The sequence below is a fragment of the Stenotrophomonas sp. NPDC078853 genome (assembly GCF_044901215.1).
In the GTDB taxonomy this organism is placed as follows: Bacteria; Pseudomonadota; Gammaproteobacteria; order Xanthomonadales; family Xanthomonadaceae; genus Stenotrophomonas; species Stenotrophomonas lacuserhaii.
In genome coordinates this window covers 53,432-72,648 of the sequence record NZ_JBJDOQ010000008.1, presented here as the reverse complement: position 1 = coordinate 72,648, position 19,217 = coordinate 53,432, and the positions used below count along the sequence as shown (strand labels likewise).

The following is a 19,217-nucleotide window of genomic DNA, read 5'->3' as shown; positions in this document are numbered from 1 at the left end:
GCGCTACCAGTGGCGCCGTCGGTCATCCATGCTGCCCCGTATTGTCTTGCAGACATCGCGCAGAACCAGACCCCGCAAGGGTGTAACCGCATACATGGGTCGTGAAGGATGTGCTAATTTCCCTGCTTTAACGGGAGCCCCTAAACCATGTTCGAGCGTCAGCGTCGCACCAAGATCCTAGCCACCCTCGGCCCGGCCACCGATCCGCCTGGCATCCTCGAGGAGCTGTTCCGCGCTGGCGTCAACGTGGTGCGCCTGAACTTCAGCCATGGTGATCCGTCCGGCCAGGCCAAGCGTGCCGCCGACGTGCGTGCCGCCGCTGCCCGCGTGGGCGTGGAAGTAGGCATCCTGGCCGACCTGCCGGGCCCGAAGATCCGCATCGAGCGCTTCGCCGACGGCAAGATCCAGCTCAAGGCCGGGGACCGTTTCGACCTGGTGGCCGCCACCAACGTGCCGCCGGGTGACACCACCCAGGTCGGCGTGAGCTACCTCGGCCTGCCGCAGGACGTCGGCCCGGGCGATGTGCTGTTGCTGGATGACGGCCTGATGCAGCTGCAGGTGGTGGAAGTGCAGGGCGAGCGCATCATCAACACCGTGCTCAACGACGGCGTGCTGTCCGACCGCAAGGGCCTGAACAAGCAGGGCGGTGGGCTGTCGCTGGGTGCGCTGACCGAGCGTGACAAAGAGCTGATCGGCATCGTTGCCAAGATCGGCGTGGACTTCATCGCCGTGTCGTTCTGCCGCAACGCGCAGGACATGAATGACGCCCGCGAGATCGCCGAATCGCACGGCTGCTATGCCGCGCTGGTGTCCAAGATCGAGCGCACCGAAGCCATCGAGAACCTGGAAGAGATCGTCGACGCCAGCGATGTGGTGATGGTGGCGCGCGGCGACCTGGGCGTGGAAATCGGCGATGCCGAGCTGCCGGGCCTGCAGAAGAAGATCATCAAGGCCTCGCTGGCGCAGAACAAGGTGGTGATCACCGCCACGCAGATGCTGCAGTCGATGGTCGAAAGCCCGATCCCGACCCGCGCCGAGGTGCTGGACGTGGCCAACTCGGTCATCGACGGTACCGATGCGGTGATGCTGTCGGCGGAAACCGCCGCTGGCGCCTACCCGGTCAAGGCGGTGGAAGCGATGGCGCGCATCTGCCTGGGCGCCGAGCGCCAGTTCCAGACCGAAACCGACTTCGGCGCCTCGCCGCGCAATCTGGAACGTGCCGACCAGGCCATCGCCATGGCCACCATGTTCCTGTCCCAGCACGTCGGCGTGCGCGCGATCGTGGCGATGACCGAATCCGGCGGCACCGCCCGCTACCTGTCGCGTTTCCGTGCCTCCGCGCCGGTCTTCGCGGTGACCCGCCACGACGGCGCCCGCCGCCAGATGGCGTTGATGCGCGACGTGTTCCCGATCAACTTCGACAGCCGTGGCCTGACCCCGCGTGAAGCCGCGCGTGGCAGCATCCGCCTGCTGGCCGAAGCCGGGCTGCTGGCCGCCGGCGACCGCGTGGTCTTCACCAGTGGCGAGCACATGGAAACCCATGGCGCCACCAACACCCTGCGCCTGCTGGAAGTGGGTGCCAACGGCAGCGCCAGCGGACTGGGCGAGCTGTAAGCAAGCCCGGACGGCGCGGCGCACTCGCAGCGCCGTCACGGTTACACCGCATGAAAGCGATTCCAGATCCCGTGGACGGACAGTTCACGGGAGGCGGGGGCTATAATCGGGTTTTTCCCGCACCCGCCACAGGAAGTACATGAGCATCGAACAGCTGGCTGAAACCGCCCAGGCCATGGTCGCCCCGGGCAAGGGCATCATCGCGATCGACGAATCCACCGGCACCATCGCCAAGCGCTTTGCCAGCGTCGGCGTTGAGAACACCGAAGAAAACCGTCGCGCCTACCGCGAACTGCTGCTGACCACGCCGAAGCTCAACGAGCACATCTCCGGCGCGATCCTGTTCGACGAGACCATCCGTCAGTCGACCAAGGACGGCGTGCCGTTCGCCAAGTACATGACCGACAACGGCATGATCCCCGGCATCAAGGTCGACAAGGGTGCCCACCCGCTCGCCGGCTGCCCGGGCGAGCTGGTCACCGAAGGCCTGGACGGCCTGCGTGAGCGCCTGCAGGAGTACTACAAGCTGGGTGCGCGCTTCGCCAAGTGGCGTGCGGTCATCAACATCGGTGAAAGCATCCCGTCAGGTACCTGCATCGAGTCCAACGCGCATGCGCTGGCCCGTTATGCCGCCCTGTGCCAGGAATGCGGCCTGGTGCCGATGGTCGAGCCGGAAGTGATCATGGACGGCGACCATGACATCGAAACCTGCTACGAAGTCACCGAAGCCACCCTGCGCTCGCTGTTCGACGCGCTGTACCAGCAGAACGTGCTGCTGGAAGGCACCATCCTGAAGGCCTCGATGGTCATCTCCGGCAAGGACTGCGAAGAGCAGGCCGATGCCGAGGAAGTGGCCGAATCGACCGTGATGTGCCTGAAGAGCACCGTGCCGGCGATCCTGCCGGGCGTGGTGTTCCTGTCCGGTGGCCAGAGCGACGAGCAGTCCACCGAGCACCTCAACGCGATGAACCAGATGGGCAACCTGCCGTGGCCGCTGACGTTCTCCTACGGACGTGCCATGCAGCAGGCCGCACTGGCGCTGTGGGGCAAGGACACCAAGGGCAACTACGCCGCCGCGCAGAAGACCGTGTACGAGCGCGCCAAGGAAAACGGCCAGGCTGCACTGGGCAAGTGGAACGGCTGATTCGGCTGTCCCGCCGATGAAAGAACGCCGGCCACGTGCCGGCGTTTTTTTTTTCGGCTATCGTGTCGCCTGCCCGGGGCATGGCCACTTCGCGGCCTCTGAATGATGGGCCAAGGAGAAACACCATGCGTACTGCAACGACACTATTGGCCGCCGCCCTGGCGCTGGCTATCAGCGGCTGTGGCCAGAAGGCGGGCGCCGCCGACGGTGGCAAGGCCGCTTCGCTGGACTTCGACAAGGCGGTGGCCGGTGAGATCACCACGTCCAGCCCGCTGAGCTTCAGCGACGGCAGCCGCTACCAGCTCTATTCGATGCAACTGAAGGACAAGCAGGCGGTGTCGCTGAAGCTGGTCGGTTCGCTGTCCGGCGCGATATCGGTGTTCCGCGACGACGGCACCCTGGTGGCCCGTGGCGAGCGCTCCGAAGACAGCGGCCTGGAAGTGACTTTCCGTGCCGACGGCGCCGGCCGTTACCGTATCGCCGTCAATGGCGACGACGCCGATGCCTACGGTCCGTATCGCCTGCAGGCCACCGAGGTGGTGCCGTATGACGGCAAGCCGCTCGCCAATGGTGGGCAGATCGTCGACCTGCTGGCCGGCCAGCGCCAGGAATACACCCTGCAGGTCGACAAGCCCGGCCTGTATCAGATCAACCTGACCTCCAATGCGTTCGACACCGTGCTCGACCTGAAGGGCGCCAACGTGGAAGAGGAAGACGATGACGGCGGCAGCTCCACCAACTCACGCCTGAGCCTGATGCTGGACAGCGGCACCTACAAGCTGGGCGTGCGCGCGCTGGATGACGAAGGCAGTGGCCAGTTCCGCCTGGACGTCAAGAACACCGCGCTGGCCGCGGACGTGGTGGCCGCCGATGGCACCACGCTGGCTGTCGGCGCCAACGTGCAGGCGCTGCTGTCACGCGAGGACGGCGAGCGCCGTTTCGTGCTGAACGTGCCGCAGGCCGGCTCGGTGCGCATCGATGCGCTGTCCGACCAGGTCGATACCACCCTGCGGTTGACGGGCGGCACCATCAACCTGGAAGACGACGACGGCGGCAACGGCACCAATGCACGCCTGCAGGCGAACCTGCCGGCGGGTCGTTACCAGCTGCTGGTCGCCAGCCTGGAAGAAAGCCAGGCCGTGGTGCAGGTGCGGGTGAGCGCGGGGAGCGGCGAATCGCTTTCGGTGCGTGATGCCGCATCGGCGGACAGCGACGTAGCGGTTGCGGCACCGAGTGAGGTGGACGCCAACTGATAACGCTTCAACGGTGACGACCCTCGGGTCGTCACCACCTTCAGAAAGCCGGCATCAACGACTGCGCCGCAATGGCGCGATCACTGCTGCGTGGTGCCTCGCTCTCATCTTCCAGGGTCTGCCCGGCGGACGAAAGCGCCTGCTGGTAGGCCTTGAACGTGGCGGTGTTATAGGCCACCAGGATGATCCGCCGCGGCTCACGATGGCTGCGCTGCCACGCCAGCGTCTCGGTGGCCGCGATCTCGGCCGCACGGTACAGCGGATAACCGTAGACGCCACAGCTGATCGCCGGGAAGGCGATCGAGCGCGCGCCGAGTTTCTCGGCCAGCTGCAACGATTTCCAATAGCAATTGGCCAGCAGTGCGCTTTCATCGCGCTGGCCGTCATGCCAGACCGGGCCCACCGTGTGCAGCACGAAGCGCGCGGGCAGTTCATGCGCGTCGGTGGCCACCACTTCGCCGGTGGGGCAGCGCACGCCGGGGCGCAGCTGCGGCAACTGCTCGCACGACTGCAGCAATCCAGGACCTGCTGCCCGGTGGATGGCACCGTCCACGCCGCCGCCACCCAGCAGGGATTCGTTGGCCGCATTGACGATCGCATCCACCGCCAGGGTCGTGATGTCACCCTGCCAAACTTCGATCTTCATGCTTCCTTCTCCTGGCTGTCGTTGAAACGGCGCAACGTCCCGCGTTGCGTGTGCCACCGTAACCGGGGCGACATGCAGGCTGCGTCATGACCGTCTCACACGCTGCGAACAGGAAAACAACAGCCCGCCCGCCAGGCGAGGAAGCGCTTACGGCAGGCCGGCCAGCCAGTCGTCGTCGGACCCTTCGTTCACATCGGCGAACAGTGGCGTGGAGAAGTAGCGCTCGCCGGTGTCCGGCAGCATCGCCAGGATCACCGAGCCGGGTTCAGCGCGTTCGGCGACATCCAGCGCGCTGGCGAGCGTGGCACCGGCGGAAATGCCGACAAACAGGCCTTCTTCGGCGGCCAGCCGGCGCGCGGTGCTGATCGCGCGGTCATCTTCCACGGTCACCAGTTCGTCCACCACGTTGCGGTTGAGCACGTCCGGCACGAAGTCCGGCGTCCAGCCCTGGATCTTGTGCGGCTTCCAGTCATCGCCCTTCAACAGCGCCGCCCCGGCCGGTTCGGTGGCGATGATGCGGGTCTCCGGCCGGGCTACCTTCAGTACCTCACCCACGCCGGTCAGGGTGCCGCCGGTGCCCCAGCCGCTGACGAAATAGTCCAGCCGCCGGCCGGCGAAGTCACGCAGGATCTCCGGCGCGGTCGTGTTGCGGTGATAGGCCGGGTTGGCCGGGTTGGCGAACTGGCTGGCCAGGAACCAACCGTGTTCCTGGGCCAGCTCGGCGGCCCGGCGCACCATGCCGCTGCCACGCTCGGCGGCCGGGGTCAGGATCACCTTGGCACCATACGCGCGCATCAGTTTGCGACGCTCGATGGAGAACGTTTCCACCATGGTGGCGACGAACTTGTAGCCGCGGGCGGCGGCCACCATCGCCAGCGCCACGCCGGTGTTGCCGGAGGTGGCCTCGATGATCGTATCGCCCGGCTTGAGCAGGCCGCGCTGCTCGGCATCCAGCACGATAGCCAGCGCCAGCCGGTCCTTGACCGACCCGCCCGGATTGAACGCTTCGACCTTGGCGTACAGGGTGACGTGCGCCGGTGCCAGCCGGTGCAGCTTGACGATGGGGGTGTTGCCGATGGTATCGAGGATGGACTCGTACAGGGCCATGAGGGCACTCCGGGAGGGGCCGCGCCAGACGCGGCGGCAAGAGGGAAGGCGGCCGCTGCTGGTGACCGCCTTGGCCGGCTGACCGTAGCGCTGCCATATGACAGCAGGAAATGACCAGATACCTTTCATAAACAACGTTTGGTTATATGTTGGTGAGGGCAATTGACCTACAGTGGTTTTCCCTACCGAGCCGCCTGCCATGACGCTGACCCAGCTCCGCTATCTGGTCGCCATCGCCGACGCCGAGCTGAACATCACGCTCGCCGCCTCGCGCGTGCATGCCACCCAACCCGGACTGTCCAAGCAGCTCAAACAGCTGGAGGATGAACTGGGCTTCCTGCTGTTCGTGCGGCGCGGCCGCAGCCTGGAATCGGTCACTCCGGCCGGGGTGGAAGTGATCAGCCGCTCCCGCGCGGTGCTCGCCGAAGCCAACAACATCCGCACTTACGCCGCCAACCAGCGGCGCGAGAGCCAGGGCCAGCTGGTGCTGACCACGACCCACACGCAGGCACGGTTCGTGCTGCCGCCGGCGGTGGCACGGATCAAGCAGGCCTATCCGCAGGTGAGCGTGCACCTGCAGCAGGCCGCTGAAAGCGACGCGCTGGACCTGCTCAGCCAGGGCGATGCGGACATCGCCATCATCAGTACCGCCGGTGGCGAACCGAGTGCCGGGATAGCGGTCCCGCTGTACCGCTGGCGCCGTCTGGTGCTGGTGCCCAAGGGCCACCCGCTGGACCGCGCCGGCCGCGCCCCGGACCTGGCCGCGTTGGCCGCCCATCCGCTGATCAGCTACGAATCGTCCACGCGTGCGGCGTCTTCGCTGCAGCGGGCCTTCGCCGGATCCGGTCTGGAGCCGGACATCGCGCTGACCGCGCTGGATGCCGACCTGATCAAGACGTACGTGCGCAGCGGGGTGGGCGTGGGCCTGCTGGCTGAAATGGCGGTCAGTGCCGCCGACCACGACCTGCGTGCCTGGGTGGCGCCGGCGCCGATCGCCGAATGCATCGCCTGGGCGGTGCTGCCGCGTGACCGCGTGCTGCGCGACTACGCGCTGGAACTGGTGCACGTGCTCGCCCCGCAGATCGACCCGCGCGATCTGCGCCGGGTACTGGATGGCAACCAGGCCGCGAACTGGCCGCTGCCGCCTACGTGGGAATCGTTGACCCAGACCATTACGTCCTGACCGGATCCATCGGGGTCAGTACCGGCATCGCGGCTTCCAGGGCCGCGCCGACCTGCAGCAGATCGTGTTCGCCGAACCGCCTGCCCATCAACTGCACCCCGGTGGGAAGTCCGGCCACGCAACCGGTCGGCACCGCCAGCGCCGGAAACCCCAGTACTGGAATGGCCATCAGCGGCCAGCCCGAACTGATGGCGGATCGGGCGGCGTCGAGGTCCGCATAATGTTGACCGTGCAGGAAGGGCTCTTCGCTGGCAACAGGCATCAGAATCACCGGATACGCCTGCAGCTTCTGCTGCAGGCTGGCGATCAGCGTGGCACGTTGCGCGTAGCCGTTGATGTAGTCGGTCAACGACGGCTGGCGACCCCACATCTCGGCGGCGACCTCGTAGTTGTAGCCGATCCATGCCTTTATGGGTGCGTCCCCGTCGCGTGCGATGCTTGGCAGCAGTGCGCGGGTCTCTTCCATGATCAGCAGCCACCACAGGCGCCACGCCTCGGCCAGTTCCGGCAGTCTGATTTCTTCTACAATGAAGCCCGCCCGCTGCAGGGCCGCAGCGGCGCGTTCCAGTGCGGCGGCAACCGTCGGAGTACGCGGCTTGATGCCATCTTCACGCAGCACGGCGATGCGGGTCCCGGGCGGCAGGGGCGAGGCGGGGAACGGCAGCGGCAGGGATCCGGCGACACGGGCGTCGAATGAAGTCATGGCCTCCAGCATCAGTCGGATATCGGCGACCCGGCGTGCGATGGGCCCATCGACCAGCATCAGCTGCAGGCCCAGCGCTTCATCGCCCTTTGCAGGACTGAACAGACCTGGGACGCGTCCCGGCGTGGGACGCAGGCCGACCACGCCGCAGCAGTACGCCGGATGGCGGATGGACCCGCCGATATCGTTGCCCTGTGCCAGCGGCACCATGCCGGTGGCCACCGCGCAGGCAGCCCCGCCGCTGCTGCCGCCGGGGGTATGCGAACGGCTCCATGGGTTCCAGGTGATGCCGTGCAGATCGTTGCGCGCGTCCCAGCTGAACGAAAAACACGGCGTATTGCTGCGGCCAAGCACGAGGGCTCCTGCCGCGCGCAGCCGCGTGACCTGGGGCGCATCCCGATGGGCGATGTTTTCTTTCCAGGCCACGATGCCATTGGTCATCGGTTGCCCGCCGACGTCGGTATTGTCTTTGATGAGTACCGGAATACCATGCAGTGGCCCACACCGCTCACCGCGCGCCCGTGCGGCGTCGGTTTCCTCGGCAGCCCGGATCGCGCCGGCTTCGTCAACGAAGTTCACTGCGTTGACGATGGAATTGATTGCCGCGATGCGGCCCAGGCAACTGCGGGTCAGCTCGGCGGCGCTGAGGGAACCGTTGCGAAGCAAAGACGCCGCTTCAGTAGCCGAAAGGCTCCAGGCGGGTCGAGCTTGCGATGGCGCGGCCGCTGCTGCTGCCTGCCCCCAGGCGACCTTGGGCACCACTCCCGCAGCGCTGGCCAGGGCCCCCCGATGCGGCTGCGCCAGCGAGGAACTGCCTGCGATTGAAGATTGGCATGTTTTGTTCTTGCTCGGATCATCACGCCCAGCCTGCCCGAGCCGGCGCCGTGAGGGCAGGGGCAGCGGCGACGCCTGCCACGGCCTGTGTGCGGCTGGCCGTGACCGGCGGACCACCGTCCGGCCGGCTCCAGTGCTCCGGCCGATCCGTGTGGATCCGCCTGCCCGGTCGGCGCTGCCGCGCTCTGTCGCGACCGTCGATCCCGACACATCCCGATACACGATGACACCCTGGCGCAAGCCCTTGCACGGAAAGGGTTCCGGTCGCTATCGCCGGCTGCGTGGGCTGCGGTAAACGCTTGGCACATACGGTCTTCGCATGGCGCCCCCTACACTCGCCGGTCATGCAGAGGACGGGACTATTCATGGTGGGACGTATCGCAATGGGCACGGCCGTTGGCCTGGCCCTGGTGTTGCTGGCCGGCTGCAAGGGCGAACCGCAGGCGGCGCGCCGCCAGGGCGCCGATGTGCCGGTCACCGCGCAGGTCGTGGAATCGGCCGCGTGGAGCGATACGTTGCAGGCACTGGGCACGGCCAAGGCACGTGAATCGGTGACCATCACCGCCAAGGTCAGCGAGATCATCGAGCAGGTGCACTTCGAAAGTGGCCAGCAGGTGGCTGCCGGCACCCCGCTGGTCACCCTGCGCGGCCTGGCCCAGCAGGCGGCCCTGACCCAGGCCCAGGCCACCTTCGCCGAAGCCGACCAGCTGTACAGGCGCCAGCGCGAACTGGCCCAGCAGCAACTGGTGGCCAGTTCCACCCTGGACACCCAGAAGGCGATCCGCGATACCGCCGAAGCGCGGGTGGCGGAGATGCAGGCCGACATCGGCGACCGCAGCGTGCGGGCACCGTTCGCCGGTGTGCTGGGCATCCGCCAGGTGAGCCCGGGCTCGCTGGTGACCCCGACCACGGCGATCGCCACGCTGGACGACATCCAGCGCATGCACGTGGACTTCCAGGTGCCGGAGGCGGAACTGTCCTCGCTGGCCAACGGCAACAAGGTCGAAGCCACCAGCGTGGCCTGGCCGGGGCGTACGTTCGAAGGCGAAGTAACCACCATCGATGCCCGCGTCGACCCGTCCACCCGAGCGGTCACCGTGCGTGCCGACTTCGCCAACGGCGACCACGCACTGCGTCCGGGCATGCTGCTGGACGTGCGTATCTACCGCCCGGAACGGCAGGCGCTGGTGGTGCCGGAGATCGCCGTGGTGCAGGTGGGCAGGGACTCTTATGTCTACCGGCTGAAGGCAGACAGCACGGTGGAGCGCGCCGACGTGGTGATCGGATCGCGGCGCGCCGGCGTGGTGGAACTCAAGCAGGGCATCAAGGCCGGCGAGCGCATCATCGTGGACGGCACCGGCAAGCTGCGTCCCGGCCTGAAGGTCGATGCGCGGCCGGTACCGCCGGTGGATGCACCGGAGCCGGAAAAACTGCCGCCACCGCCGGCAGCGCCGGCCTCGGACGCGCCCGTCGCACCGGCCGGTAACGGCGGATGAAACTCTCCAACATCTCCATCCAGCGGCCGGTCTTCGCCGTGGTGATGAGCCTGCTGCTGATCGTGCTCGGCATCATGTCGTTCACCCGGCTGACGCTGCGCGAACTGCCGGCCATCGATCCACCGGTGGTGTCGGTATCGGTGGACTATCCCGGTGCATCGGCGGCGGTGATCGAAAGCCGGGTCACCCAGGTGCTGGAAGATTCCCTGTCGGGCATCGAAGGCATCGACATGATCAACGCGCGCAGCACCAACGGCCGCGCGCAGATCAGCCTGGAGTTCACCAGCAACCGCGATATCGAAGCGGCTGCCAACGATGTGCGCGACGCGGTCAGCGGCGTGGCTGATCGCATGCCCGACGAGGCGCGCGCGCCGGAGATCGAGAAGGCCAACAGCGATGACGAAGCCATCATCTGGTTCAACCTGTCCTCGTCCAACATGGACACGCTGGCCCTCAGCGATTACGCCGAACGCTACGTCGTGGACCGCTTTGCCAGCCTGGACGGTGTATCGCAGGTGCGCATCGGCGGTCGCCAGCGCTATGCAATGCGGATCTGGCTGGACCGCGACCAACTGGCCGCGCGTGGGCTGACCACCGGCGATGTGGAGACCGCGCTGCGCAACGAAAACGTGGAACTGCCGGCCGGCCGCATCGAGTCGGCCGACCGCGATTTCACCCTGCGTGTGGAGCGCAACTACGTGAAGCCGGAAGACTTCGCGACCATCCCGCTGGGCAAGGGCAGCGATGGCTACGTAGTTCGCATGGGCGATGTGGCCAAGATCGAGCTGGCTTCTGCCGAACGCCGTGCCTATTACCGCAGCAACGGCGAACCCGGCGTGGGCCTGGGCATCGTCAAAACCTCCACCGCCAACGCACTGGACGTGACCCGGCTGGCCCGTGCGCAGGCCGACCGCATCGCCGAAACCCTGCCGCAGGGCACGCAGATCGCGGTGACATTCGACAACACCACCTTCATCGAAGCGGCGGTGGACCGCGTCTACGCCACGCTGGTGGAAGCGATGCTGCTGGTGCTGGTGGTGATCTGGCTGTTCCTGGGCAGTTTCCGCGCCGCGCTGATCCCGGCGGTCACCGTGCCGGTGTGCCTGGTGGCTGCCTTCATCGCGCTGTACGCCTTCGATTTCTCGATCAACCTGCTGACTCTGCTGGCACTGGTGCTGTGCATCGGGCTGGTGGTGGACGATGCGATCGTGGTGGTGGAAAACGTGCAGCGCCGCATCGACCTGGGCGAACCGCCGCTGGTGGCATCCAAGCGCGGCACCGCGCAGGTGGCCTTCGCGGTGATCGCCACCACCGCCGTGCTGGTGGCGGTATTCCTGCCGGTCGGCTTCCTGGAAGGCAACACCGGGCGATTGTTCCGCGAACTGGCAGTGGCGCTGGCGGCCGCCGTGGCGTTGTCCGCGTTCGTGGCGCTGACGCTGACCCCGATGATGGCCTCCAAGCTGCTCAAGCCGCACACCGGCCAGGCCCCGCGTGGCCTGTACGGGGTGATCAACCGCAACCTGGAAAAACTCGCCGGCGGCTACGGCCGCGTGCTGGACCGCCACGTGGACCGCACCTGGATCTACCTGCTGGTGATGGCGGCCACGCTGTTTGCCAGCTGGTTGCTGATCAAGCACCTGCCGTCCGAATTGGCGCCCGCCGAAGACCGCGGCTCGTTCCAGATCATGATCGACGGCCCCGAAGGCGCGGGTTTTGATTACACGGTCGGCCAGGTCCAGGAAGTGGAGGCGATCGTTGCCAAGCATGTGGGCGAAGACCGCCCGATCGTGCGCGCCAACCCACGCGTGCCGGGCGGCTGGGGGTCCAGCGAGGAAATGCACACCGGCCGCATCAGCGTGTTCCTGCAGCCATGGCGCGAGCGCTCCACCTCCACCCCGGAAGTGGCCGATGCACTGCAGAAGGACCTCGATGCCGTGCGCGGCGTGCGCGTGCGCACGCAGGTCGGCGGTGGCCTGGTGCGCAGCGGCGGCCAGCCGTTCCAGATCGTGCTGGGCGGGCCGGAATATGCAGAGATCGCCCAGTGGCGCGACCGGATCCTGCTGCGCATGGCCGACAACCCCGGCCTGGTCGGCGTGGATTCGGATTACAAGGAAACCCGCCCGCAGATGCGGGTGAACATCGACCGCCAGCGTGCGGCCGACCTGGGCGTACCGGTGACGGCGATCGGTTCGGCGCTGGAAACCATGATGGGATCGCGCCGGGTCACCACCTTCGTCGACAACGGCGAAGAGTACGACGTGCTGGTGCAGGCCGGCCGCGACGGCCGCGCCACACCGGCCGACCTGGCCGCCATCCGGGTGCGCTCCAGCTCCGGTGAGCTGGTCCCGCTGTCCAACCTGGTCACGCTGAGCGAAGTCGCTGAAGCCGGTTCGCTGAACCGGTTCAACCGCCTGCGCTCGATCACCATCAGTGCCGGCCTTGCGCCCGGTTATCCGCTCGGCGAAGCCATCGCCTGGGCCCAGGGGGTCACCCGTGAGGAGCTGCCGCAGCATGCGCAGATCAGCTGGAAGGGCGAATCGCGCGAGTACCTGAGTTCAGGTGGGGCGGTATTACTGACCTTCGCGATGGCCCTGCTGGTGGTCTATCTGGTGCTGGCCGCGCAGTTTGAAAGCTTCATCCATCCGCTGACCATCATGCTCACCGTGCCGCTGGGCGTGCTGGGTGCGCTGGTGGGGTTGTGGGTGAGCGGTGGCACGGTGAACCTGTTCAGCCAGATCGGCATCGTGATGCTGGTGGGCCTGGCAGCGAAGAACGGGATCCTGATCGTGGAGTTCGCCAACCAGCTGCGCGATGAGGGACGCACGGTACGCGAGGCGATCATCGAATCGGCGCGCGTACGCCTGCGCCCGATCCTGATGACTTCCATCGCCACGGTGGTCGGTGCGATCCCGCTGGTGGTCGCCGGCGGGCCGGGTTCGGCCAGCCGTGGCACCATCGGCGTGGTGATCATCTTCGGTGTGACCTTGTCCACCTTCCTGTCGCTGTTCGTGGTGCCGGCGTTCTACGCCCGCCTGGCGCCATTCACGCGTTCGCCTGAAGCGGTGGCGCGCGAGCTGGAAAAGCAGGAGAAGGACACCCCATCGGTGGGCGGCCACGCCTGACCGGCGGCTGCGGTGGGTGACGCCCCGGGCTCCGGTGGGTGACGACCGTTGGTCGTCACAGCTTCTGATGGACCAGGGGCGTGACGACCAACGGTCGTCACCCACCACGACCGGTCGTCACCCACCACGACCAACGGCCGTCACCCACCACGACCAACGGCCGTCACCCACCAAGAGTTCCATTCGCCAGCTAGAATCAACCCGGTTCCCTTCAGCCGACGGGACGTCCCTTGTTCCGCCGACTGGAGAGAGCGCGTGGAAGCAGCCGTACATTTCATCAACAGCATCATCTGGAGCAAGGCGCTGATCTTCATGTGCCTTGCCGCCGGCCTGTATTTCAGTGCCCGGACCCGTTTCATGCAGATCCGCGGGTTCTTCGAAATGTGCCGGCTTACCGTGTCCGGCGAGAAGTCCGATGCCGGCGTGTCCTCGTTCCAGGCGCTGGCCATGTCGATGGCCGGCCGCATGGGCATCGGCAACATCGCCGGCGTCGCCACCGCCATCGCCTTCGGTGGCCCCGGCGCCATCTTCTGGATGTGGGTGATGGGCTTCCTGGGCGCCTCCACGTCCTACATCGAATGCACGCTGGCGCAGATCTACAAGACCAAGGACGCCGAAGGACGCTACCGTGGCGGCCCGGCCTACTACATCGAAAAGGCCATGGGCCTGAAGTGGTATGCGATGGCCTTCGCGCTGGCCACGATCGTCGCCGCCGGCTTCCTGATGCCCGGCGTGCAGGCCAATGCCATCGCCGACAGCATCGTCAACGCCTGCCGCGGTGGCGCCCTGTGCGGCCCGCTGGACGGCCAGGTGTTCGGCATGGAGCAGGTGCAGGCAATGAAACTCGGCATCGGCGTGGCGGTCGCGCTGCTGCTGGGCGTGGTCATCTTCGGCGGCGTCAAGCGCATCGCCAGCTTTGCGGAAATCGTGGTGCCGTTCATGGCCGCCGGTTTCATCCTGATGGCCATCACCATCATGGTGCTCAATGCCGAGCGCGTGCCGGAAATGTTCGGCATCATCTTCGACAGCGCGTTCGGAACCCATGCCGCGTTCGGCGCGATGATGGGCCTGGCGGTGGAGTGGGGCGTCAAGCGCGGCATCTACGCCAATGAAGCGGGCCAGGGCACGGCACCGCACGCCGCAGCCGCCTCGGAGGTTTCCCATCCGGCCAAGCAGGGCTACGTGCAGGCCTTCGCGGTCTACTTCGACACCATGATGGTATGCACGTCCACCGCCTTCCTGATCCTGGCGGCCGGTACCTACAACGTGTACTCGCCGGAAGCCGGTGCGGCGCCCATCTTCCAGGGGCTTGCCGGCATCGCCGAAGGCGCCGGCTACGCGCAGGCCGCCGTGGAAAGCGTCATCCCCGGTTTTGGTGCGGCGTTCGTGGCGGTGGCGATCTTCTTCTTCGCCTTCACCACGATCATGGCCTATTACTACATGGCCGAAACCAACCTGACCTACCTCAACAGCAACGCCAAGCGTCCGCTGACGGTGCTGGTGCTGCGGCTGGGCATCATCGGCATGGTGGTCTTCGGTGCCGTGCACAACGCACAGCTGGCCTGGGCGCTGGGCGATATCGGCGTCGGCCTGATGGCCTGGCTGAACATCGTGGCGATCCTCATCGTGCAGAAGCCTGCGATGATTGCCCTGCGTGATTATGAGCGGCAGAAGAAGCTGGGCCTTGACCCGACCTTCGACCCTGTCGCACTGGGCATCAAGAATGCCGATTTCTGGCAGAAGAAACAGGAAGCAGCGTAAGTGAACAACCCCTGGAACAACCGTCGTCCGTCCGCGCGTCCGCCGCGCGCCACCCCGCTGCCGCGCGCTGATGCGCCGGCGACGCCGGCAGCGCGCGGCAATGGCGACGAACTGCGCCTGTTCGGCGTCAATGCCGTGCTGGCCGCCTTCAACCAGCGCCCGCAGGCGGTCCGCAAGATCTACCTGCTGGAAGGCCTGATCCCGCGCATGCAGCCGCTGCTGAAGTGGTGCGTGGCCAACCGGATCGGCTATCGCGTGGTGGAAGACGGGGACCTGAACAAGCTGTCCGGCACCACCCACCACGAAGGCGTGGTGGCCGATGTGCAGCGCGCACCGGTGCTTGAGCTGTCGCAGTGGCTGCAGCAGTTGCCCGAAGGCCCGGTGCTGGCGCTGTGGCTGGACGGCGTGGGCAACCCGCACAACCTGGGCGCGATCCTGCGCTCGGCAGCGCATTTCGGCGTCGGTGGGCTGCTGCTGGCTGAAGGCAGCACGCTGGGCATTTCCGGCGCTGCCGCACGCGTGGCTGAAGGCGGTGCCGAAGCGGTGCCGCTGGTGCAGCTGCCGGCCACCGCCGAGGCGATGGCGCAGCTGCGCCAGGCCGGCTTCAGCCTCGCAGCTACCCTGGTCGAAGGGGGCAGCAACGTGTTCGCTGCCGACCTGCCGCAGCGACTGGTCTACGTGATGGGTGCCGAAGCCGAAGGCATGGACCGGGCCCTGGCCGCGGCGTGTGACCTGCAGGTCTCGATTCCCGGCAGCGGGGCGGTGGAAAGCCTCAATGTGGCGTCGGCAACGGCCGTGCTGCTGGCCCAGTGGGCGCGTTCCCGTATTGCCTGACCCCGCGCTTGTCTTTCATCCCATGGCCGGCAGCCGAAGCGGATAGCACGCTGTAGGCGCGGCATCGCATTGCCTCTCCGATGCGGTGTTGTTGGCCGGTGCATCCGCTGGATGCCGCCCGTCGCGTGGGATGGGTCGCTGCGGCAGCCCGGCCGACTTCACGGCCGGGCTCTTTTTCGCCTGCCCGTGTCAGCCTTCGTTGGCCGCGGCGTCAGCAGCACCTGCACGCAGGCCACGTCGCTGCCGCTCTGCGGCCAAGGATGGATCCAGGCCGCTTCGACCGCGCCAATGCCCACCACGGGGGCGTCCCTCCTTCAGCGCGAATTTCACAGCTTTCCTGATTGTTGGCGCTTCCTGCGCTGGGCAGTGTGGACACCACCCCCTCTGCCTCATGGAGTTGAGTCGTGAACATTGAGTCGATCGTTGGCGCTGTCGTCGCTATCGTCTGGAGTCCGTACCTGGTCGCGCTGTGCCTGCTGGGTGGCCTGTACTTCAGTATTCGCACGCGCTTCATCCAGCTGCGTGCGTTGCCGGAAATGCTGCGGCTGATGTTCAAGCACCGCGCGTCGGAATCAGGCCTGTCCCCGTTCCAGGCGCTGAACATCTCGCTGTCCAGCCGGGTCGGAGTGGGCAACATCGCTGGTGTCGCGATGGCCATCGCCTTTGGCGGGCCCGGCGCCATTTTCTGGATGTGGGTGGTGGCATTCTTCGGCGCATCCAGCGCGTTCGTCGAATCCACGCTCGCCCAGATCTACAAGCAACGCGACGCACGCGGCCAGTATCGCGGCGGCCCGGCGTACTACATGGAAAAGGGCCTGGGGCAGCGTTGGTACGCGGTGATCTTCGCGCTGTGCACGGTCGCCGCCTCGGCGATGCTGGCCGGCACCCAGTCCAATGCGATCAGCAGTGCATTGCAGGAAGCCTGGGGCCTCCCCGTGCAGGCCAGCGCAGGGGCCGTGGTACTGCTGCTGGCACTGATCATCTTCGGTGGGGTGCGCCGCATCGCCGCGGTCACCCAGTGGATCGTGCCGCTGATGGCCACCGCCTACCTGCTGGTGGCGCTGATGGTGATGCTGCTCAGCTACGAGCGTGTTCCGGAAGTACTTTCGCTGATCATGCGCAGTGCCTTTGGCGTGGATGCCACCTTCGGCGCGATGATCGGCGTGGCGATCCAGTGGGGCGTGCGCCGTGGCGTGCTGTCCAATGAAGCCGGCATGGGCAGTGGCGCCCACCCGGCGGCAGCGGCCGAGGTCTCCCATCCGGTCAAGCAGGGCCTGGTGCAGGCATTCTCGGTCTACATCGACACCATGGTGGTGTGCAGCGCCACGGCGTTCCTGATCCTGTCCACCGGCATGTACAACGTCTACGATCCGGCGGTGAACGGCGTACCCGACCAGGCCCGGATGCTGCTGGACAACCTGCCGGGCATGGAAGCGGGGCCGCGCTTCGTGCAGCACGCGGTGGAATCGGCGTTGCCGGGATTCGGCAAGTCGTTCGTGGCGCTGGCGATCCTGCCCTTCGCCTTCACCACGATCCTGGCGCTGTACTACATGGGCGATACCAACATCAGTTACCTGTGCCGCGACAAACCATCGGGGTGGGTCGTCAACGCCTTCCGCGCGCTGTTCCTGGCGCTGGCCGCTTACTCGGCCATCAACAGCGCAACGCTTGCCTGGACTCTGGGCGACATCGGCGTGGGCATGATGAGCTGGCTCAACATCATCGCCATCCTGCTGCTGCACAAGCCGGCACTGGCTGCACTGCGCGACTATGAAAACAGCCGCAAGGCGGGCATCGACCCGGTATTCGATCCTGATCGGTTGGGCATCAAGGGGGCCGGCTTGTGGCAGCGCATTGCCGCAGGCATGCGCTAGGCATCGTGCGCCCGGGGTTCGGCCCGGGCGCAGTGGTCCGTGGTCCGGGTCGTTTATTCGCCCGGGGGCACGGTCGCCTTGGCCTCGCTGCCGAAGCTGCCATCGGCATCGGCGGCCAGGTAGGCGAACACGGTATAGGCAGCCACGTTCTGCGCCAGCGCCTTTGGGTCGATCTTGTCCAGCGTGTCGTCTGCGGTGTGATGCAGGTTGAAGTAATCCGTCCCATCCTGCGCCAGCCATGCCCACGCGCCACCCTTGGCAGCGAGCGGGCCGATGTCCGGGCCCGGGCCGCCTTTGTCGGGCACGTACTCGATGCCCAACGGCTTGAGTACCTCGGCGATCTGGCGGGTCGCCTCACGCGATCCTTCCGGGTTCGGCGATCCGGTATTGAAGGCGTAGATACGGCCGGCGCCGAAGTCGCTTTCGGCCGCCAACTGGTGCAGCACGATGTCTTTGGCGTGCGCTTCGGCATAGGCCTTGCCGCCGTACAGACCCTGTTCCTCGTTGGCGAAGGCGACCACCCGGATGCTGCGCTTGGGTGCCTGCTTCAACTGCCCGATCAGGTGCCCCGCCGCCATGGTGATGCCCACGCCGGCCGCATCGTCGATGGCGCCGGTGCCCAGATCCCAGGAATCCAGGTGGCCGCCGATCACCACGACTTCCTTGGGCAACGTGCGCCCGGTGATCTCGCCGATCACGTTGTAGGACGTCGCCGTGCCATCCCACCCGCAATCCAGCGCCAGGCTCACGGTGGTGGTGCCGCGCGCGACCAGGCGCGCCAGCTGGTCGGCATCGGGCACGGACAAGGCGGCCGACGGCACCGGAGTCAGCCCATCGTCATAGCGGGTGATGCCGGTATGCGGGACGCGGTGGGAATCGGTGCCGGCCGATCGCATCAGGAAGCCAACGGCGCCCTTGCGGATGGCCTCGGAGGGTCCCTTGCTGCGGATCGCGCCGCCGCGGCCGTAGTCGCGGCCATCGCGGAACGGCAGCATCTGGTAATCGACAAAGGCGATCTTGCCCTGCAACGAACCGGCCGGTGCGGCCTGCAGCGCGGCCAGGTCGGCAAAGCGCACCACTTCGGCCTGCACCTTTCCGCCGGGGCTGCCGCCCAGTGCGGTGATCGCCAGCGGCTGCGCATGCGCGCCCACCACGGCGGCGTGTTCGCTACGGCGTTCCCACTTGGGGAAGGTCACCGGTTCCTTCCAGACCTTGTCGAAACCCAGTGCCTTGAAGCGTGCTTCGGCCCAGGCCACGGCACGGGCATCGGCCTCACTGCCCGCGATGCGGGGACCGATTTCCGTCGTGAGCGATTCCACTACCTTCCAGCCGGTGTCGTCGGCCAAGGCCTGTTCGCGCAGCTGGGCTGCGGCGTCCAGCGACGCCGGGGGCAGGGTGGTGATGCGTGGCGCAGCGAACGCCGGTGAGGCCAGCAGGGCAAGGGAAGAGGCGATGGCGAGAACGCGGCGGCGCATGGAGAGGACTCCGGCAGGGGGCATAAGCGTCTGAGCTTAGCAGCGTCGTTGCCGGGTGCATGGGCCCTAGGTCATGTCCATCGGAAATGAGCAGAACCGGACAGATGGCGCAAAGGGGACCTGCAGAACGGGGCAGGTTCCTCTGTCGCGCAAAGGAACCTGACCCCGTGT

At 66.8% G+C, this 19,217-nt stretch carries 13 protein-coding genes; 9 read left to right on the top strand and 4 right to left on the bottom strand.

Translation table 11 applies throughout. The features are described 5' to 3' along the window. Window positions 1-147 precede the first annotated feature (147 nt). From pyk to ACI2JH_RS10275, 3 genes are all read left to right on the top strand, one after another. Window positions 148-1,614, top strand: a complete 1,467-nt coding sequence (gene pyk, locus ACI2JH_RS10285; protein ID WP_101100891.1) for a pyruvate kinase — start codon at window positions 148-150, stop codon at window positions 1,612-1,614. A gap of 139 nt (window positions 1,615-1,753) precedes the next feature. Continuing rightward, on the top strand, window positions 1,754-2,758 hold the full coding sequence (locus tag ACI2JH_RS10280) for a class I fructose-bisphosphate aldolase (protein ID WP_042614593.1): 1,005 nt from the start codon (window positions 1,754-1,756) through the stop codon (window positions 2,756-2,758). Between the two features lie 125 nt (window positions 2,759-2,883). Beyond that, the gene (locus tag ACI2JH_RS10275) at window positions 2,884-4,011 is read left to right on the top strand and encodes an ABC transporter substrate-binding protein (protein ID WP_404736125.1); all 1,128 of its coding nucleotides are present in this window, start codon (window positions 2,884-2,886) and stop codon (window positions 4,009-4,011) included. 40 nt (window positions 4,012-4,051) lie between these two features. Here the strand turns inward: ACI2JH_RS10275 and ACI2JH_RS10270 are convergent, their stop codons facing one another. Together ACI2JH_RS10270 and cysK are read right to left on the bottom strand one after the other, a co-directional pair. Then, window positions 4,052-4,657, bottom strand: a complete 606-nt coding sequence (locus ACI2JH_RS10270) for an O-acetyl-ADP-ribose deacetylase (protein ID WP_404736124.1) — start codon at window positions 4,655-4,657, stop codon at window positions 4,052-4,054. Window positions 4,658-4,804: 147 nt separating this feature from the next. Beyond that, window positions 4,805-5,764, bottom strand: a complete 960-nt coding sequence (gene cysK, locus ACI2JH_RS10265; RefSeq protein ID WP_101100885.1) for a cysteine synthase A — start codon at window positions 5,762-5,764, stop codon at window positions 4,805-4,807. 199 nt (window positions 5,765-5,963) lie between these two features. On the opposite strand from cysK, the gene ACI2JH_RS10260 reads away from it, so the two are divergent. Beyond that, entirely contained in the window at window positions 5,964-6,947 is a 984-nt protein-coding gene (locus ACI2JH_RS10260; RefSeq protein ID WP_057687362.1) for a LysR family transcriptional regulator, read from the top strand. Here ACI2JH_RS10260 and ACI2JH_RS10255 read toward each other — a convergent pair. Next, window positions 6,937-8,724 (bottom strand): amidase, encoded by a 1,788-nt coding sequence (locus ACI2JH_RS10255; RefSeq protein WP_404736123.1) that lies wholly within the window; start codon window positions 8,722-8,724, stop codon window positions 6,937-6,939. The two genes, ACI2JH_RS10260 and ACI2JH_RS10255, sit on opposite strands and share 11 nt — an antisense overlap. Before the next feature lie 125 nt (window positions 8,725-8,849). Between ACI2JH_RS10255 and ACI2JH_RS10250 the strand changes: the two genes are divergently transcribed. The 5 genes from ACI2JH_RS10250 (at window position 8,850) to ACI2JH_RS10230 (ending at window position 17,571) form a co-directional block, all read left to right on the top strand. After that, entirely contained in the window at window positions 8,850-9,980 is a 1,131-nt protein-coding gene (locus ACI2JH_RS10250) for an efflux RND transporter periplasmic adaptor subunit (protein WP_182657408.1), read from the top strand. Continuing rightward, the gene (locus ACI2JH_RS10245) at window positions 9,977-13,102 is read left to right on the top strand and encodes an efflux RND transporter permease subunit (RefSeq protein ID WP_101100881.1); all 3,126 of its coding nucleotides are present in this window, start codon (window positions 9,977-9,979) and stop codon (window positions 13,100-13,102) included. Before ACI2JH_RS10250 ends, ACI2JH_RS10245 begins: the two co-directional genes overlap by 4 nt. A 255-nt stretch (window positions 13,103-13,357) precedes the next feature. Then, window positions 13,358-14,863 carry an alanine/glycine:cation symporter family protein gene (locus ACI2JH_RS10240; RefSeq protein WP_404736122.1) on the top strand — a complete coding sequence of 502 codons (1,506 nt, stop codon included), beginning with the start codon at window positions 13,358-13,360 and terminating at the stop codon, window positions 14,861-14,863. Further along, window positions 14,864-15,697 (top strand): TrmH family RNA methyltransferase, encoded by an 834-nt coding sequence (locus ACI2JH_RS10235; RefSeq protein WP_101100878.1) that lies wholly within the window; start codon window positions 14,864-14,866, stop codon window positions 15,695-15,697. Between the two features lie 404 nt (window positions 15,698-16,101). Further along, on the top strand, window positions 16,102-17,571 hold the full coding sequence (locus ACI2JH_RS10230) for an alanine/glycine:cation symporter family protein (protein WP_404736121.1): 1,470 nt from the start codon (window positions 16,102-16,104) through the stop codon (window positions 17,569-17,571). Between the two features lie 53 nt (window positions 17,572-17,624). On the opposite strand, the gene ACI2JH_RS10225 is transcribed toward ACI2JH_RS10230, so the two are convergent. Next, complete coding sequence (locus ACI2JH_RS10225; protein WP_101100874.1) at window positions 17,625-19,046, bottom strand: M28 family peptidase; 1,422 nt, start codon at window positions 19,044-19,046, stop codon at window positions 17,625-17,627. Window positions 19,047-19,217 lie beyond the last annotated feature (171 nt).